Raw genomic sequence first — 17,738 nt, 5'->3', positions numbered from 1 at the left:
ATCAAGCAGGCGTAGACTCGCATCATGCATCGTCGAATCACTGGGAAGCTCGTCATCGCCACCCACAATCCCGGCAAGCTTGCCGAGATGCGCGATCTCTTGGCCCCCTACGGCATCGAAGCAGTGTCGGCCAGCGAGCTCGACCTCGCCGAGCCCGACGAGACCGGCGACACTTTCAAGGCCAATGCCGCGATCAAGGCGATTGCCGCGGCCAATGTCGCGCAACTGCCGGCCTTCGCAGATGATTCCGGCCTCGTCGTCGATGCCCTCGACGGCGCACCCGGCATCTTCTCGGCGCGCTGGGCCGGCGAGTCCAAGGACTTTACCGGCGCAATGACGCGCATCGAGCGTTTGCTGCAAGAGCGCGGCGCGACCTCGCCTGACAAGCGCACCGCGCATTTCGTCTCGGCACTCTGCGTGGCGTGGCCCGACGGTCATCTCGAGGAAGTCGAAGCGCATGCGCATGGCACGCTGGTCTGGCCACCACGCGGCACTGCCGGCTTCGGCTACGATCCGACATTCCTGCCCGATGGTTACACCCGCACCTATGGCGAAATGACCGCGGTCGAGAAGCACGGGTTGCCGCCACTCGGCGAGGGCTTGTCGCATCGCGCCAGGGCGTTCGTGAAACTCGCGGAGATCTGCCTTGAACCCCGCTGACGCACAGCAAGACGCTTTCGGCGTCTATGTGCACTGGCCGTTCTGCCTGTCGAAGTGCCCGTATTGCGACTTCAACAGCCATGTCCGTCATCACGCCGTCGATGAAGTACGTTTCGCGCGCGCTTTTGCACGCGAGATCGAAACCACGGCTGCCCGCACGCCAGGCCGCACCGTGACATCGATCTTTCTCGGCGGCGGTACGCCGTCGCTGATGCAGCCGCAAACGGTCGGCGCGGTTCTGGATTCGATCGGAAAATACTGGAACGTCGCCTCCGACGTCGAAGTATCACTCGAAGCCAACCCGACCTCCGTCGAAGCGACGCGCTTTCGCGGTTATCGCGAGGCCGGCGTCAACCGCGTGTCGCTCGGCGTACAGGCACTCGACGATGCGTCGCTGAAGTCGCTCGGACGTTTGCATACGGCGCGCGAGGCACTCGATGCCGTGGCCATCGCGCGCAGCGCGTTCGATCGGTATTCGTTCGATCTGATCTATGCGCGCCCCGACCAGACCCCGCAGATGTGGACCGACGAACTCAAGCTCGCCATCTCGGAAGCCGCCGAGCATCTATCGCTGTATCAGCTGACCATCGAGGAAGGCACGCCGTTCTTCGGGTTGCACGCCGCCGGCAAGCTCAAGACCCCCGACGAGGGCCTCGCGCGCGCACTTTATGACGTGACGCAGGAAGTCTGCGCACAGCAGGGCCTGCCGTTCTACGAGATTTCAAATCATGCCCGCCCTGGCGCGGAGTGCAAACACAACCTCGTCTATTGGCGCGGCCAGGAATATGCCGGCATCGGGCCTGGCGCCCATGGCCGCCTTGACATCGACGGTGTCAGACATGCCATCGCCACCGAAAAGCGGCCGGAAGCCTGGGTAATGCGCGTGGAAGACAACGGCCACGGTGTCACATCGGATGAGTTGCTCAATAGCGAAGAACGCGCCGACGAATATCTGCTGATGGGCCTGCGCCTTGCCGAAGGCATCGATCCCGCGCGCTATCAGATGCTGTCCGGCCGCGCGCTCGACGAGAAGCGCATCGCTATCCTGCGCGAGGAAGGCGCCATCGTTGTGGAAGAGAACGGCCGCCTGCGCGTGACGCAGGAGGGATTCCCTGTGCTTGATGCTGTCGTGGCAGATCTGGCGGCGTAGGTGCTACGCCCCGAAACTCTTCGGTGAGCCCGCCACGGCCTGACCGCCACCGGACGCGACCTTCATCACGGCGAGGCCGCGATCGTTGCCGCCATCGCTGCGGAAACGGAATAGACCATCGATGCCGGCAAAGCCGGATGGATTGGTGAGCGTTTCAGGTGCGAAGCGCTGTCCGCCCTGGGTGCGCGCCAAAGCGGCGACCAGCGCCACCGCATCGTAAGCAAGCGTCGCTGTACGCACGGGATCGCCGCCATATTTCGCGCGATAACGGCCGGCAAATGCACGAAACCCTGCGGGATCCGGCGCGGCATAGAGCCCGCCCTGCAGCGCGGCGCTGTTGAAGACGCGCGGATTGTCCCACAGGCCCGTGCCGAGCAATTGCACGTTGCGCAGATTGGCACCCGCCGCAGTCAAGGCATCAGCCGTCGCCACAACCGCGTCGCCGTCGTCAGCAATGAACAACGCGTCGGCGCCGGTGAGCGATGCGGCAATGTTGCGTGCTGCGCTGGAGCGGTCAGCACCATAGCGCTCAAAAGCGACGACGCGGCCACCCTTGCGCGCGACGGCCTGCTTGAACGCAACTTCGACCACATTGCCATAGGCATTCTCGGGCAGCATCGCCGCAAAGGAGCGTTTGCCCGTGCCCGCGGCGTAATCGACGATGCGATTGACGTCGGACTCGGGCAGGAAGCTGAGCAAATAGACACCACGGCCGGCGACGCTGGAATCGGTCGAGAACGCGATCACAGGCACGTTGCGCGCGCGCGTGAGCTGCGCGGTGGCTGGGACCGACAGGGCGAAGAGCGGCCCGAGAATGATTTCGGACCCTTCATCGAGCGCCTGTTGGGCGGCCTGCTGCGCGCCCTGCGCGCTCCCATTGTCGTCCTTGATCAGCAGTTGAATGCTGGGGTTCTGGAATTCGGCGAGTGCCATCTCAGCGGCATTCTTCATCGACTGCGCGGCGACGCCGGCATTGCCCGAAGCCGACAGCGGCAGGATCAGTCCGACTTTCGTGCCGCCGGTGCCGATGGCTTGCGACTGCTGCGCCGGTCCGGCGGGGGGTCCCGATGGCGCACTGGGTCCGGTGCCAAAGGCATTGGTCAGCGTCGATTGCACACCCGCGCAAGCTCCGAGCAACGGCGCACCCAGCAGCAGGCCGACAGCCGTCCGCCGCGTTGCGCCCGAAGTCGCTCCCTTGCTCCTGGATTTGGGGTCGAACGGATCCGCCATCACTTCTCTTCTTTCGGCCGTTTGAAATCGGCCCGCCTCGTCACCCACTATATAGTGTGAGGCGCGGATTCAGGCATATTGTCGGCAATAAGTTAACCAAAACAAAAGCTTTATGTTGGGCTCTACCCGGTCACCGCGGCCGGATTAGCACGACGGGAATGAACCACAGCCAAACGTCTGAAAAACGGCTGTCCCCCTTTGGCGCAATTCGCTCTACATTGTCGCCATGCGCGCAACACCCCTCTCCTCATCGCCTGCGGACGCCGCGGCGCCATCGGCCAGGACCTTCACGGTCTCCGGCCATCTGCTCATGGCACCGAAAGCTGTTCCGGGGCTGCATCTTGTGGCCACGCCGATCGGCAATCTAGGCGACATCACGCTGCGCGCGCTGGAGACCTTAGCGGGCGTCGATATCATCGCCTGCGAAGACACCCGCATCACGCGCCGGCTCACCGAGCGCTACGGGATCTCCGGTACGCTCAAGCAGTATCACGAGCACAATGCTGAACAGGCGCGGCCGAAGATCCTCGAAAAGCTGGCGCAGGGCGCATCGATCGCGCTGGTGTCCGATGCCGGCACGCCATTGATTTCCGACCCGGGCTTCAAACTGGTGCGGGAAGTGACTGCAGCAGGCTTCAATGTGATTTCGCTGCCAGGGCCGTCCTCGGTGCTGGCCGCGTTGGCCGTGTCGGCGCTGCCGACCGATCGTTTCTTCTTCGAGGGTTTTCTGCCATCGCGGCAGATGGCGCGCCGGTCCCGCCTGACGGAGTTGGCTGCCATCGATGCCACGTTGGTGATGTTCGAATCCGGCAACCGCGTCCAGGATACGCTGGCTGATCTCGCCGACATCATGCGCAACCGCGATGTGGCGATCTGCCGCGAACTCACAAAGATGCATGAAGAGGTCAATCGCGGGCCGATTGCCGATCTGGCCAAGGAGGCCGATGGGCTGGAGACCCGCGGTGAATTCGTGCTCGTCATCGGGCCACCGGCTGCGGATGCGCAGGCCATGACCGAGGACGATCTCGATGCCCTGCTGCGCAGCTCGTTGCAGCGCGACAGCGTCAAGGATGCCGTGGCGCATGCGGTCGAACTGTCCGGCCGGCCGCGCCGCGCCGTCTATGCCCGCGCGCTGGAGCTCGCCAAGGAGATTCACAGGGACTCCGGCGATGGCGAAGACTGACAAAGTCTCCGCGCCGAAACCCGCGGCCAGACCGGCAGCGCCGGAACGCGTTGCCGCGTTCAATACCGGCCTCTCCGCCGAAAGCCGTGCCGCTGCTTTGCTGCTGGCCAAGGGCTACCGCATCCTCGCCCGCCGCTTTCGTACCCCCCATGGCGAGATCGACATTGTCGCCAAGAAACGCAGCCTGATCGCCTTTGTCGAGGTGAAGGCCCGCGCCAGCCTGGACGAGGCCGCCTATGCGGTGACACCACGTCAGCAGGCCCGGATCATGGATGCCGCCCAGGGCTGGCTGATGGCGCATCCCGAACATGCAGAATTCGACCTGCGTTTCGACGTCGTGCTGATTGCGCCAAGACATTTGCCACGCCATCTGTTAGCGGCATTCGACGCCAGTACCTGAATTTTCGCTTTCCCGACCACAATTCCGGACCCCAGCATGACCTTGAACGTCGCCGTCCAGATGGACCCCATTGCGCGCATCAATCACAAGGGCGATTCGACCTTCGCGATGTTGCTGGAAGCCCAGAAGCGTGGCCACAAACTGTCCTATTACACGCCGGACAAGCTCTCGCTGCGCGGCAATGACGTGGTAGCGCCAGTGCAATCGCTGTCGGTGCGCGACGTCGAAGGCGATTACTTCACCCTCGGTGAGCCCACCCGCACCACCATGGAATCCTTCGACGTGGTACTGCTGCGCCAGGACCCGCCATTTGATCTCGCTTACATCACCTCGACGCATCTTCTGGAGCGCATCCATCCGAAGACGCTGGTTGTCAATGATCCAGCCTCGGTGCGCAACGCGCCGGAGAAGATCTTTGTGATGGGCTTCTCGGATCTGATGCCGCCGACGCTGATCTCGCGCGACAAGGACGAGATCAATGCATTTCGTGCCGAGCATGGCGCCGTGGTGATGAAGCCGCTGCACGGCCATGGCGGCGCAGCGGTGTTTCGCGTGCTGCCGCAGGACATGAATTTCGGTTCGCTCTACGATCTGTTCTCCGTGACCTTCAAGGAGCAGTGGGTCATCCAGCGCTTCCTCCCCGAAGTGAAGCATGGTGACAAGCGCATCATCCTGATCGACGGCGAATTCGCGGGTGCCGTGAACCGCGTGCCGGCTGAAGACGATTTGCGCTCCAACATGGTGCGTGGCGGTGCCGCTAAGGCCACCGAACTCTCGCCGCGTGAGCGCGAAATCTGCGAACGCGTCGGACCGGCACTGCGTGATCTCGGTCTGCTGTTCGTCGGCATCGACGTGATCGACGGCAATCTCACCGAGATCAACGTGACGTCGCCCACGGGCATTCGCGCCATCGCCAAGCTTGGCGGACCGGATGTCGCGGCGCGGGTCTGGGACGTGATCGAAGCAAGGCGGAAGTAAACTCCGCTCGCGTCAATACTTGACGCAGCAGTTTGAATTCCATTTGTCGCAATTCTCCGCTTGCTGCTTTTGCTTGCCAGTCATGGACGGCAAGCGCAGCATGCCGATGCACGCTCGACCAATCGAGCGGCCCGCTACATGTGGCGGCAAGCAAAAGCATATCAGTGGAGAAACGCATGACTTCAGAAGTTTCGCGAAGGTCCCTGCTCTCGCTCGGCGCAGGATTGGGCGCTAATCTCCTCGCTCCCGGCCTCATCGGCAGTGCATCGGCCAAGGCACCAAAGCTCGGCACACAGGCGCCCTACTTCCACCGTTTCATGTTAGGCAACGCGGAAGTCACCGTTGTCTCCGACGGACCTTTGCCGCTCGGCGATCCCTCCGGCACATTCGTCGGCGTACCCAAGGAAGACGTGCAGAAGATGCTGACGGATAATTTCCTCAGCAGCAGCAATGTCGTGCTCGAACAGAACGCGCCGATCGTCAACATGGGCGACAGACTGATCCTGTTCGACACCGGCATGGGCACGTCGCAACTGTTCGGCAACACCACGGGTCGCCTGCAGAAAAGTATGGCCGAAGCCGGTATCAAGCCCGGCGATATCGATGCCGTGGTGTGCTCGCACGCCCATATCGATCATATCGGCGGCATCGTCGATGCCAATGACAAGCCGCTTTTTCCCAATGCGCAGGTCTATCTCAGCGAGGAAGACTTCAAGTTCTGGACCGACGAAGGCAAGCTCGGTTCGCCGCTCAAGGACTTCATCGTCCATGCACGCAAGAACCTGCTGCCGGTGAAGGATCGCCTGGTGTTCTTCAAGGACGGCCAGGAGTTCCTGCCCGGCGTTACTGCCATGCATGCGCCCGGCCATACGTTCGGCCACCACATGTTCATGATCCAATCGGACGGAAAGTCCTTCGCGTTCCTCGGCGACCTCACCCATCATCAGGTGCTGTTGCTGGAGAAGCCGCGGATGGAGTTCGCCTATGATTCCGATCCGAAGATGGCCGCGGCAACGCGGGTGAAGATGCTCGACATGCTCGCGGCCAACAAGACCGCCGTGATGTCCTATCACTTTGCCTGGCCGGGTTATGGCCATGTGGTCAAATCGGGCGACGGCTTCCGCTATATCGCCGAGCCGATGGTGATGAATCTCTAGCGGAAGTCCTGCGACTTTCCTGCGGCGATCTTGAGACAGTGACCGCCGCAGGAATTCCGCAGCAATTTATCCTCACGCCGCGGATGAGGCGTCCCTCTGACGTCTCTCCGCTCCGCGTTTGTAGATCCGGAACGTGCCACGTCCGGCATCCTTCGCTGCATAGAGCGCCGAATCGGCCATGGCTGCCAATTGCGATGACGTGCAGTTATCGGCCAGCGCGATGCCGACCGATGCGCCAACCCGCAACTGTTGTCCGCGATGATCAATCGGCAGTCCCAACTGCGTGACAATCGCACGCGCCGTCTCCGAGGCTTCCTCGAATTCCGCGTGAGGCCCCAGCAGAACCGCGAATTCGTCACCGCCGAGTCGTGCGACCAGTTCCGCACCGGCACAGATGTTGCGAATTCGATTTGCAACGACGGTCAGGCAGGCATCGCCCGCTGCGTGGCCGAAACAGTCATTGACCGGCTTGAATTCATCGAGATCGATCAACAGCAGCGCGCCGAACGGCTTCACCTTGATGGCCGACGCCGCATCGAACAGCGACAGCTTGGTTTGAAACTGGCTGCGATTGGCGAGGCCGGTCAGCGTATCGAATTCGGCGAGATAGCGATTGCGATCCGCCAGAATTTTCTCTTCGGTGATGTCTTGCTTCATGCCGAAGATGCGGACGGCAACGCCATCGACCGACTCGACAGTGGCCGTGATCCTGATCCAGCGCCGGTTGCCCTTGAAGGTGATGATCTCCGCATCGAGACTGAAGCCCGTGCGATCCTCGATGGCCTTGCTGCGCCGCTTCGTCAGTTCCCTGACGGATTCTTCGGGATAACAGGCGAGCGCCTCCTCGCGAATCGGCGTCGAGCCACGCGGTAGATCGAAGATGTCATAGACAACATCGGTCCAGACCAGCGATTCATCGGAGAGGTCGCATTCCCAGACGCCGATTCGCGCTGCCGCCGAGGAGCGATCGAATATCTTCCGGCTATGCGCCAGCGAAGCAGCCTGTTGATCGATGATGGCCTGCTGGACTTCGATTTGCGCCTTCAGCGCAGCGATCAGGTCGGCGTCATCCGGAGCGTCTGGCGGCATCGACAAGCGATCTGACATCTGCGGGCACCCAGTCTTCGTCTCGAAGCTCATAGGATGCTTTGCATGACGTGTTTAAGATTTTCTACGCCAATGGCCGACTTCAGCCAAAACCAGCATACTTTACCGCTACATTTCGTTCACTGATTGTTCTTGAAGTAGAAGCAACCTTAGGTTACGCTCTCATCTCGAATGAGGGCGGCATGGTTCAGCGGGTTTCCACCGTAGCCTTTGAGGGGATCGAAGCCCGCGCGGTCGACGTGCAGGTTCAGGTCGTGCCCGGCCTGCCGAATTTCCTGATCGTCGGCCTGCCCGACAAGGCGGTGTCCGAAGCGCGCGAACGGGTCCGCGCGGCGCTGGTCGCCTCGGGTCTGGCGCTGCCGGCACGGCGGATCATCGTCAATCTCGCGCCCGCTGACTTACCGAAGGAAGGCAGCCATTACGATCTGCCGATCGCGCTCGGATTGATGGCCGCGATCGGCGCGATTCCGCCAGATGCATTGACGGGCTTCACCGTGCTCGGCGAACTCGGTCTCGATGGCTCGCTCGCTCCGGTCGCCGGCGTGCTGCCGGCTGCCATCGGCGCCAATGCGCGCGACGAGGGATTGATCTGCCCAGAAGCCTGCGGCGCGGAAGCCGCCTGGGCCAGTCCCGATATCCAGATCATCGCCGCGACGTCGCTGATCCAGATCGCCAATCACTTTAAGGGCACGCAGGTTCTGTCGCGGCCGCAGCCGAAGATACATGCGCGTGAGGAAACGCTGCTGGATCTGCGCGACATCAAGGGACAGGAAAGCGCCAAACGCGCGCTGGAGATCGCTGCCGCCGGCGGCCACCATCTATTGATGGCGGGATCGCCAGGTTCCGGCAAATCCATGCTGGCGGCACGGCTGCCATCGATCCTGCCGCCGCTATCGCCGGCGGAACTCCTCGAAGTCTCAATGATCGCGTCGGTGGCCGGCGAGATCAAGGACGGTGCGCTCACCTCACGCCGGCCGTTCCGCGCACCGCATCATTCCGCCAGCATGGCCGCACTCACCGGCGGCGGGTTGCGCGCGCGGCCGGGCGAGATTTCGCTGGCGCATCAAGGCGTGCTGTTTCTCGACGAACTGCCGGAGTTCGATCCGCGCGTGCTGGATTCGCTGCGCGCGCCGCTTGAGAATGGCGAGGTGGCGGTCTCGCGCGCCAATCACCGCGTCACCTATCCCGCGCGCTTTATGCTGGTCGCTGCGATGAATCCATGCCGTTGCGGTCACGCGTTCGAGCCGGGCTTCTCCTGCAAGCGCGGCCGCATCGATCGTTGCACCTCCGATTATCAGGCGCGCATCTCGGGCCCCTTGATGGACCGCATCGATCTGCGCATCGAAGTCCCGGCGGTGACCGCGGCGGATCTCATTCTGCCGCCACCGTCGGAAGGTTCCGCCGAAGTCGCGGCGCGTGTCGCCGCCGCGCGCGATCTGCAGACCATGCGCTATGCGGCGGCGGGATTGCCGGGCACACATACCAATGCCTCCGCGCCGGCCTCTGTGCTGGAAACGGTAGCGCAGCCGGATGCCCAGGGACTGACATTGTTGCGCGATGCCGCCGAAACGATGCGACTGACCGCGCGCGGCTATCACCGCGTGCTGCGCGTGGCGCGGACGCTGGCGGATCTCGACGGCGCCGAGAAAATCGGGCGGCTGCATCTAGCCGAGGCGTTGTCTTATCGCGCGCTGGCGGAGGACGTTCGCCGCGCGGCGTGAATTTCCGGCAACGCCCCTGATGTGGACGTCAACGCGATAGTAACGAGTTTTGTTTACGCTCTGCTCACCATAACCCCGCATTGCGGGGCCAGGGCGAGTACCGTGTCATGCTGCGTTTCAAGATTTTAGCCTCGACGATTCCCCTGGCGCTGGCAGCCTTTCTCGCCCGCGGCGATCTCGTGAGCGGAACGCATCCCTGCATCTCCACCGGTGAGACCACCGTCCAGATCGCCGCCATGCCCTGGCAGGCGCGATCGCATGTCAGCTTCACCAGCGATCCCTTGCAGGCAACCGTCCGTGTGCAGATCGTCGATAGCGCCGAGATTGCCGACTTCGTCGTAGTTGATGATGTCGATGCAGCGGAACCCGATGCCTGTCCCGTCACCGCTGCGACGCGTTTCATCGGTATTGCCGAGACATCGGCGAGTTCGGAGCCCGTTATCTATCTGTCAGAACAGGGCGACGCCGACTACCGGATCTTCGTGAAATCTCGCAGCTTCACGGCGCGCGACGCCGCAGCGCTGATCGTCAGCGCCCACAGCCGCAGCCCGGCGCGGATGGCAGCGGCCAGCCTCTAAGAAGAGGATTAACGCTTCATCAACCATGTCTGCGCGGGCAAATTCAAAACTGCCATCGTGCAAGCACTTGGCAACAACATACCCGCATTGTTTCTGAGATCTGCGATCGCCTGATCGCGGCCTGTATTCGCGTGCAATCGCGAGCCATGATGTGACAAGCCGGAGTGCTGATCTGTGGCGAAAGGTGTCTTCCGGATCAAGGTCTACTTCCGCCGCTTCGCGCGCCGTTTTCCGTGGCTTGCTTTTGTCATCCGCTCCTTCGTGATGTTCTCGGCTGCCTTCGGAGGCGCCTATGGTTTCATCTCAGGTTCGACCTCGAAAGACTCAGGTTACGACCCGCACGCTTTTGCGATCGGCGCCAGCTTCCTGTTCGCGCTGGCCTGCGTCGCCCTGGCCACCATGAGCATCCGCATGCGCTTCATGGGCAAACGGATGCGCAAACTGGCAGCGCATAATGAAGCCTTGGTCGACCGGAACTGGGAATTGAAGGAAGCCGAAGAGCGCGCGCGCAGCCTGTTCGAAGCGCAAGGCGACCTGATCGTGATCCGCAACAGCGAAGGCTGCATCACCTTCGTCAACGATGCCTATTGTGCGCTGGCGGAACAATCGCGCGAAGCATTGATCGGCAGCCGCTTCGAACTCACGCTGCTGGAGCAGGGCGATATCGCCAACGAGTCGAACGGCACCAGCATGCACGATCAGAAGATCGCCACGGCGACCGGTCCGCGCTGGATCGCCTGGCGCGAAGGTCTGGTGCGGATCGATGCGGGCCAGCCCGCCGAGTTGCAATGCGTCGGCCGCGATGTCACCGACCGCACCCAGACCGAGCGCGCCCTCGGTGAAGCCCGTGATCATGCCAATGCCGCCAACCGCGCCAAGTCGCGGTTCCTCGCGATGGCGTCCCATGAAATCCGCACGCCGCTGAACGGCATTCTCGGCATGAGCGGCTTGCTGCTCGATACGCCGCTGACACCCGAACAGACCACTTACGCCAAGGCCGTGAAGACCTCCGGCGATGCGCTGCTGTCGCTGATCGAGGAGCTGCTGGATTACTCCAAGATCGAGGCCGGCAAGATCGATCTGGAACATCGACCCTTTGCACTAGCCGGATTGATCGAGGACATCACCGAATTGCTGGCGCCGCGCGCGCAGGCACGCAATCTCGAAATCGCGGCCTATGTCGATGAGCGATTGCCGCTGACAGTGATGGGCGATGCGGCGCGCCTGCGCCAGGTGCTGCTCAATCTCGCCGGCAATGCCATCAAGTTCACAGCGACCGGCGGCGTAGCGCTGATCGTCGAGCCCGGCATCTGGCCGAACGAAATCTCTTTCCTGGTACGCGACACCGGCATCGGCATCGCGCCGGATGCGCAGCAGCGCATCTTCCGCGAATTCGAACAGGCAGACGAGGGCACTGCGCGCCACTATGGCGGAACGGGTCTTGGCCTCAGCATCAGCGAGCGCATCGTCAAGCGCATGAACGGCCGCATCACGCTGCAAAGCGAGCTCGGCGCCGGCTCGACATTCGAAGTATCGATCCCGCTCGCCGCATCCGACAGCGGCACCGCGACCTTCGTGCCGCCGGATCTCACGGGCCTCTCGGTGATGCTGGTGGCGCCACAAACCATCGAAGCTTCGCTCACAGCCCTGCGACTCGGGCGATGGGGCGCGCAGACCTGCACTGTCTCCGATCTCGCCGTCGCGCAGGCGCTGCTACCCGAACGTTCATGGCACGCCGTCATGATCGATCGCGCTCTTGGTGCTGACGCTGCCGAGCAGCTTGCGAACGCTGCAATTCCGCACGCGCTGCGACGGATCGTGCTGTTCACGCCGGCGATGCGTCATGAGCTGCAGCCCACAACGCCGAGTGCGTTCACCGGCTATCTGGTGAAGCCACTGCGTGCGACCTCGCTCGCCGCGCGCCTGACATTACAGACGGACTCACCGACAATCGCCGCCGATGATCCGTTGGATCGGGATCTGGCCACACCGGAATCAACGGCGGCGATGGCACCCAGCCTCTCGATCCTGGTCGCCGAAGACAACGAGATCAACGCGCTACTGATGCGCTCGTTGCTGACGCGGCTGGGCCACAAGCCCGTCGTGACCACCAATGGCGAAGAGGCACTGGAATCCTGGCTCGCCTCCGATTCCGCAGGCACGCCCTATGATCTCGTCCTGATGGATATCCAGATGCCGAAGCTCGACGGCATCGAGACCACCAAACGCATTCGCGCGCGCGAGGCCGGTCAACGCGTCAGGCGCACCCCGATCCTGGCCCTCACAGCGAACGCGCTGGTCGAAGATCGCTATGCCTGTTTCGAGGCCGGCATGGACGGCTTCCTCATGAAGCCGCTGGACCGCGACAAGCTCGCCGAAGCCCTCAAGGGACTCGCCAAGACGCGGCACGTCGCCGCCTAGCAGCTCCACCTTCGCTGTCACACCCCCGCAACACGCCCGTCACACGGCTGTTGAGCGCCCGTGATGTCTGGTGCGGATAAGCCGCATCGATGATTCGCGTGATGCCTGCGGCACAAGGCGATTGAGTTGGGGATGGCCATGCACGGCAACGAACTGGTGCGACCGAAGCAGGGTTTCATGCAGATGTTGCGGCCCCAGAACATGAGCGCCGCCGCACAGACTGCGATCACCTGGTTCAAACCGCCGCTGCATCTCCATCCCGCCAACGGCATTCCGGTCGCCACGACTTCTCTGGGCCGGATGGGTCCGCTTGAAGTTCGCCTCGCGCAGGACAAGCGCGACGTGAAGCGCGCGCAGCGTCTGCGCTACAAGGTATTCTACAAGAACGGCACAGCGATCGCCGACGCCGCCACCATGCTGGCACGCCGCGACAAGGATGCATTCGACAAGATCTGCGATCACCTTCTCGTCGTCGATCACGATGCCAAGCCTACACTGTCCGGCAAGCAGCCGGTGGTCGGCACCTATCGCCTGCTACGCCATGAGGCGGCCATGCAGAACGGGGGTTTCTATACCGACAGCGAATTCGATCTGTCGGGGATGATCGAGCGCCATGCCGGTCTGCGCTTTCTTGAACTCGGCCGCTCCTGCGTGCTGCCGCGCTACCGCAACAAGCGTACCGTCGAATTGCTGTGGCAGGGCATCTGGAGCTACGTGCGACAGAACAAGTTCGACGTCATGATCGGTTGCGCCAGTTTTGAAGGCACCGATCCGGATCGCCTCGCGCTGCCGCTGTCGTTCCTGCATCACAACGCCCGCGCGCCCGAAGCCTGGCGCGCCCGCGCGCATCCGTCGCGCTATGTCGAGATGAACCGGATGGCCGCGGATGCCATCGACACCAAGGCGGCGCTTCGTGCGCTACCGCCGCTGATCAAAGGCTATCTACGGATCGGCGCCATGATCGGCGACGGCGCCGTGATCGATCATCAGTTCGGCACCACCGACGTTCTGATCGTGATGCCGGTGACGTCGATCGGCGCACGCTATATCGAGCATTTCAGCACGGACACCTCACGCCACGCGGCGTAATCGCTTAGAGACGACGCAGCGCGACGTTTTCCACCACGTGATCCGCGCCCTTTTTGAGGATAAGCGTCGCACGCGGTCGCGTTGGCAGGATGTTGTCTTCGAGATTGGCGAGGTTGGTGCGCTCCCAGATCGCCAGCGCTGTCGCCGTCGCTTCTTCATCCGACAGCAATGCGTAGCGATTGAAGTAGGATCGCGGATCGTGGAATGCGGTGTCACGCAGCGCCAGAAACCGTCTCACATACCAGTCGCGCAGTACCGGCTCATCGGCGTCGATATAGACGGAGAAGTCAAAGAAGTCGGAGACCACAGGCACCGCCTTGCCGTCGCGCGGGAGGCGGCCGGTCTGTAGCACATTGACGCCTTCGACGATCAGGATGTCGGGTTGATCGACCTCGACCCACTTGTTTGGGACCACGTCGTAAGTGAGATGCGAATACACAGGCGCGCGGACGGCATTGCGGCCGGCTTTGATGTCACTGAGAAACTGTAGCAGCGTCGGCAGATCGTAGCTTTCGGGGAAGCCCTTCTTCTGCATGATGCCTTCGCGCTCGAGCACCGCATTCGGATAGAGAAAGCCGTCGGTGGTGACGAGATCGACCTTGGGCCGCGGCGACCATCTTGCGAGCAGTGCCTGCAGCACGCGGGCGGTGGTCGACTTGCCGACCGCCACCGACCCTGCGACGCCGATGATATAGGGCATCTTGCGATCCTCGATGCCGAGGAACTTGCGCTGCGCGTAATACAGACGTTGTGTCGCCGTGACATAGATCGAAAGCAGGCGGGACAGCGGCAGATAAATCTCTTCGACCTCGCGCAGATCGAGGCGATCATACATCGAACGCAGGGCGGCGATCTCGCCGGCCTCCAGCGTCATCGGCGTATCGTCGCGCAGCTTGGCCCACTGCTCCCGCGAGAAATTCCGATAGGGATTGTATTGTTGGTCTGCCCGCATATCCATGAAGCGGTCCCCGTTGTGATCGACGCTGTTACTCGCTCTTGCGCGACGCTTTCTCTTGCAGTCCGGATTGGGACGTGCGCTGACCGAGCGCCACCTCGACCTCCTGAATCGTTATGCCGCGCGCTTTCAGCAGCACCAGCAGATGAAACAGCAGGTCGGCACTTTCATTGATCAGATTGGTGCGATCGTTCTCGACCGCCGCGATCACGGTTTCGACCGCTTCCTCGCCAAATTTCTTGGCGCAATGCTCCGCGCCCTTGTCGAGCAGCTTGCGGGTATAGGACGCGTCGCCACCCGCCGCCGCGCGGGCGTCGATGGTATCGGCAAGGTCATGAAGCGTAAAAGCCATTTCGGCGCCTTGTTGGCTGGGCAGCGCAAACTCCTGCCAGAGATTGACCTAGGGGTCGAGCCGCATCGGCAGTCCAGCCCGGACCATATGCTCCTTGGCCTCGCGAATGGTAAATTCCCCGAAGTGAAAAATCGAGGCCGCCAGCACCGCGGTGGCGTGGCCGTTCCTGATACCTTCGACCAGATGATCGAGATTGCCGACGCCGCCCGAGGCAATGACCGGTACGCCGACACTGTCGGCGATGACCCGGGTCAGTTCGATATCGAAGCCGGAGCGGGTGCCGTCGCGATCCATCGAGGTGAGCAGGATTTCACCCGCGCCCAATGACACGACTTCCTGGGCGAATTCGATGGCATCGATGCCAGTCGACTTGCGGCCGCCATGGGTAAAGATCTCCCAGCGCGAGCCGGATCGCTTGGCGTCGATCGCCACCACGATGCACTGGTCGCCGAACTTCTCGGCGGCTTCCTTGACGAACTGGCGATTGGCCACCGCGGCCGAATTGATCGAGACCTTGTCGGCACCGGCGCGCAGCAGCGTCTTGATATCGTCCACCGTACGCACGCCACCGCCGACGGTGAGCGGCATGAAACAGGCTTCGGCGGTGCGACGGACCACGTCCATCATGGTGCCGCGGTTTTCGTGGGTGGCGTTGATATCGAGGAAAGTGAGCTCGTCGGCGCCAGCGGCGTCATAGGCGATCGCAGCCTCTACGGGATCGCCGGCATCGCGCAGGTCGACGAAATTGACGCCCTTCACGACACGTCCATCCTTGACGTCGAGGCAGGGGATGACGCGGACTTTGAACATGGCTCGGTCCTTATGCCGCCTGCTTGATGAGTTTCAGCGCCTCGGCCGGATCAATCCGCCCGTCATACAGCGCACGGCCGGAGATCGCGCCTTCGAGCTTCGCAGCACGTGGCTCAAGCATGGCCTTGATATCATCGATGGAGGCGAGACCGCCCGAGGCGATAACCGGAATTGAAATCGAATCTGCCAGCGCAATCGTCGCATCCCAATTGATACCCTTGAGCAGACCGTCGCGCGCGATATCGGTGAAGATGATGGCGGCGACGCCGGCATCTTCAAAACGCTGCGCGATTTCCAGTGCAGTGACGGTCGAGGTCTCAGCCCAGCCCTCAACGGCAACCTTGCCGTCGCGAGCATCCAGACCGACGGCGACCTTGCCCGGAAATTTCTTTGCTGCTTCCTTCACCAGAGCTGGATCGCGCACCGCGGCCGTTCCGATGATGACGCGGGTAATGCCCTTGGAGAGCCAGGCTTCCACCGTCTTGAGATCGCGAATGCCGCCGCCGAGCTGCACCGGCATCTTGATGACCTTCAGCATCGATTCCACGGCCTGCGCATTCACCGGCTTGCCGGCAAAGGCGCCGTCGAGATCGACGACATGAAGATATTCGAAGCCTTGAGTCTCGAAGTCGCGCGCCTGTGCGGCGGGATCAAGGTTGAACACAGTGGCGCGCGCCATGTCGCCCTGCTCAAGGCGAACGCATTGGCCGTTTTTCAGATCGATGGCGGGAAATAGAATCACGGCTTCCACTTCAGAAAGTTCGAAATCAGAGCTAGCCCGAAACGCTGGCTCTTTTCGGGATGAAATTGCGTACCGATCGCGGTGTCCTTGCCGACGATGGCAGTGATAGGACCGCCGTAGTCGGCGCGTGCCAGCACATCGGCCTCGTTGACCGCGTTCAGGTGATAGGAGTGCACGAAATAGGCGTGGCGACCCTTCGGCCCGAGTGGCAGGCGCTCCAGCACCGCGTGCTCGCGCACCATGTCGAGCGTGTTCCAGCCCATATGCGGGATCTTCAGGTTCTCTTCGCGCGGCTTGATCTTCTCGACATCGCCGGCGATCCAGCCCAGCCCGTCGGTCGTAACGTGCTCCTTGCCCTTGGTCGCCATCAGCTGCATGCCGACGCAGATGCCAAAAAAGGGTCGAGCCTTGTCGCGCACCGCTTCGGTCATCGCCTCGACCATGCCGTCCAGTGAATCCAGTCCCTTGCGGCAATCCGCGAAAGCGCCGACGCCGGGCAGCACGATGCGATCGGCGCGAAACACCGTTTCAGGATCGCGCGTGACGATAATTTTCTCCGGCACGTCCATGCTGCGCGCGGCGCGCTCGAACGCCTTCGCCGCAGAATGCAGGTTGCCCGAGCCGTAATCGATAATGGCAACGCTCACCGTGTCACCCCCGGTTGCGGGAATAACCCGATGATGTCGTTTTGCGCCGGCGACGGCGGACGCGAGAATGCTTGGCCGGGCGCGTGACGGGTCGGCGGCGGACCGCCGCGATCGCTCGCCCACTGATCGTTGACTGCGTTGTGCTGCGCGGTCCAGCGATCGAAGAAGCGACGCTCGGCGGCATCCTTGTTATCGGCGACGACCACATCGAGCTGACGCCACTTGCCGCGCGACAGCGTCCAGCGGCGCAGGCTGGCGGCCTCGAAGCCCATCAGCAGCGCGAACAGCAGCATCACGACGAAACGGGCGCCGAGATCGACCTTCAACATCGACAGCGCGACTTCGCCGGCGATCGACAGCACGACATAGCCGAGCAGTGCCCACCACAGCCGATGATAGATCAGCCAGATCAGGCCGGCGACGAACGCCCAGAAATGGAATCCATCGCGCACGAACTCGAACTTGTCCGTTGCCGCAAACGGCTCAGGGCCGGCACCGCGAGGTGCGTGAACTGTGTAGACCGGCATGGCAAACTCCGCCCGAAACCGTAGAGGCCGA

At 62.5% G+C, this 17,738-nt stretch carries 18 protein-coding genes; 10 read left to right on the top strand and 8 right to left on the bottom strand.

Annotated elements, in window-relative coordinates; translation table 11 throughout:
• Positions 1-24: 24 nt before the first annotated feature.
• Together rdgB and hemW are read left to right on the top strand one after the other, a co-directional pair.
• Positions 25-660 carry an RdgB/HAM1 family non-canonical purine NTP pyrophosphatase gene (gene rdgB / locus HP556_RS28150; protein WP_175369365.1) on the top strand — a complete coding sequence of 212 codons (636 nt, stop codon included), beginning with the start codon at positions 25-27 and terminating at the stop codon, positions 658-660.
• Positions 647-1,810, top strand: a complete 1,164-nt coding sequence (gene hemW, locus HP556_RS28145; protein WP_175369364.1) for a radical SAM family heme chaperone HemW — start codon at positions 647-649, stop codon at positions 1,808-1,810. Before rdgB ends, hemW begins: the two co-directional genes overlap by 14 nt.
• Before the next feature lie 3 nt (positions 1,811-1,813).
• Here the strand turns inward: hemW and HP556_RS28140 are convergent, their stop codons facing one another.
• Positions 1,814-3,040, bottom strand: a complete 1,227-nt coding sequence (locus HP556_RS28140) for a penicillin-binding protein activator (RefSeq protein ID WP_175369363.1) — start codon at positions 3,038-3,040, stop codon at positions 1,814-1,816.
• Positions 3,041-3,266: 226 nt separating this feature from the next.
• Here HP556_RS28140 and rsmI point away from each other — a divergent pair, with 226 nt between their 5' ends.
• The 4 genes from rsmI (at position 3,267) to HP556_RS28120 (ending at position 6,758) form a co-directional block, all read left to right on the top strand.
• Positions 3,267-4,223 carry a 16S rRNA (cytidine(1402)-2'-O)-methyltransferase gene (gene rsmI, locus HP556_RS28135; protein WP_175369362.1) on the top strand — a complete coding sequence of 319 codons (957 nt, stop codon included), beginning with the start codon at positions 3,267-3,269 and terminating at the stop codon, positions 4,221-4,223.
• Positions 4,210-4,623, top strand: a complete 414-nt coding sequence (locus HP556_RS28130; RefSeq protein ID WP_175369361.1) for a YraN family protein — start codon at positions 4,210-4,212, stop codon at positions 4,621-4,623. The genes rsmI and HP556_RS28130 overlap by 14 nt, the downstream gene beginning before the upstream one ends.
• Positions 4,624-4,659: 36 nt before the next feature.
• Positions 4,660-5,601 (top strand): glutathione synthase, encoded by a 942-nt coding sequence (gene gshB / locus HP556_RS28125; RefSeq protein ID WP_175369360.1) that lies wholly within the window; start codon positions 4,660-4,662, stop codon positions 5,599-5,601.
• A gap of 176 nt (positions 5,602-5,777) precedes the next feature.
• Positions 5,778-6,758, top strand: a complete 981-nt coding sequence (locus tag HP556_RS28120) for an MBL fold metallo-hydrolase (RefSeq protein ID WP_175369359.1) — start codon at positions 5,778-5,780, stop codon at positions 6,756-6,758.
• A gap of 72 nt (positions 6,759-6,830) precedes the next feature.
• Here HP556_RS28120 and HP556_RS28115 read toward each other — a convergent pair whose 3' ends face one another.
• Entirely contained in the window at positions 6,831-7,865 is a 1,035-nt protein-coding gene (locus HP556_RS28115) for a diguanylate cyclase domain-containing protein (protein ID WP_246297926.1), read from the bottom strand.
• Positions 7,866-8,047: 182 nt separating this feature from the next.
• On the opposite strand from HP556_RS28115, the gene HP556_RS28110 reads away from it, so the two are divergent.
• The 4 genes from HP556_RS28110 to olsB all read left to right on the top strand — a co-directional run bounded on the left by HP556_RS28110 (position 8,048) and on the right by olsB (position 13,674).
• Positions 8,048-9,586 carry a YifB family Mg chelatase-like AAA ATPase gene (locus HP556_RS28110; protein WP_175369357.1) on the top strand — a complete coding sequence of 513 codons (1,539 nt, stop codon included), beginning with the start codon at positions 8,048-8,050 and terminating at the stop codon, positions 9,584-9,586.
• Between the two features lie 107 nt (positions 9,587-9,693).
• Positions 9,694-10,164, top strand: coding sequence for a hypothetical protein (locus tag HP556_RS28105; RefSeq protein ID WP_175369356.1), 471 nt, complete (start codon positions 9,694-9,696; stop codon positions 10,162-10,164).
• A gap of 174 nt (positions 10,165-10,338) precedes the next feature.
• A complete protein-coding gene (locus tag HP556_RS28100) occupies positions 10,339-12,585 on the top strand; it encodes an ATP-binding protein (RefSeq protein ID WP_338117627.1) in 2,247 nt (748 codons plus the stop codon).
• Between the two features lie 138 nt (positions 12,586-12,723).
• Positions 12,724-13,674, top strand: a complete 951-nt coding sequence (gene olsB, locus HP556_RS28095; RefSeq protein WP_175369619.1) for a l-ornithine N(alpha)-acyltransferase — start codon at positions 12,724-12,726, stop codon at positions 13,672-13,674.
• Positions 13,675-13,678: 4 nt separating this feature from the next.
• Here the strand turns inward: olsB and coaA are convergent, their stop codons facing one another.
• From coaA to HP556_RS28065, 6 genes are read right to left on the bottom strand one after another with little or no spacing between them, the layout of a single operon-like run.
• On the bottom strand, positions 13,679-14,632 hold the full coding sequence (gene coaA / locus HP556_RS28090) for a type I pantothenate kinase (RefSeq protein WP_089263094.1): 954 nt from the start codon (positions 14,630-14,632) through the stop codon (positions 13,679-13,681).
• Positions 14,633-14,660: 28 nt separating this feature from the next.
• Positions 14,661-14,981 carry a phosphoribosyl-ATP diphosphatase gene (locus tag HP556_RS28085; protein ID WP_175369355.1) on the bottom strand — a complete coding sequence of 107 codons (321 nt, stop codon included), beginning with the start codon at positions 14,979-14,981 and terminating at the stop codon, positions 14,661-14,663.
• 48 nt (positions 14,982-15,029) lie between these two features.
• On the bottom strand, positions 15,030-15,791 hold the full coding sequence (hisF, locus tag HP556_RS28080) for an imidazole glycerol phosphate synthase subunit HisF (RefSeq protein ID WP_175369354.1): 762 nt from the start codon (positions 15,789-15,791) through the stop codon (positions 15,030-15,032).
• Positions 15,792-15,801: 10 nt separating this feature from the next.
• Entirely contained in the window at positions 15,802-16,533 is a 732-nt protein-coding gene (gene hisA, locus HP556_RS28075; protein WP_120288087.1) for a 1-(5-phosphoribosyl)-5-[(5-phosphoribosylamino)methylideneamino]imidazole-4-carboxamide isomerase, read from the bottom strand.
• Positions 16,530-17,180: an imidazole glycerol phosphate synthase subunit HisH gene (gene hisH / locus HP556_RS28070; protein WP_175369353.1), complete on the bottom strand. Its 651-nt coding sequence runs from the start codon at positions 17,178-17,180 to the stop codon at positions 16,530-16,532. The genes hisA and hisH overlap by 4 nt, the downstream gene beginning before the upstream one ends.
• Positions 17,177-17,707: a DUF2628 domain-containing protein gene (locus HP556_RS28065; protein ID WP_175369352.1), complete on the bottom strand. Its 531-nt coding sequence runs from the start codon at positions 17,705-17,707 to the stop codon at positions 17,177-17,179. The genes hisH and HP556_RS28065 overlap by 4 nt, the downstream gene beginning before the upstream one ends.
• Positions 17,708-17,738: the final 31 nt, after the last annotated feature.

The sequence above is a fragment of the Tardiphaga robiniae genome (assembly GCF_013359755.1).
Classification (GTDB): Bacteria; Pseudomonadota; Alphaproteobacteria; order Rhizobiales; family Xanthobacteraceae; genus Tardiphaga; species Tardiphaga robiniae.
This window is presented reverse-complemented; position numbering and strand designations above follow the sequence as displayed.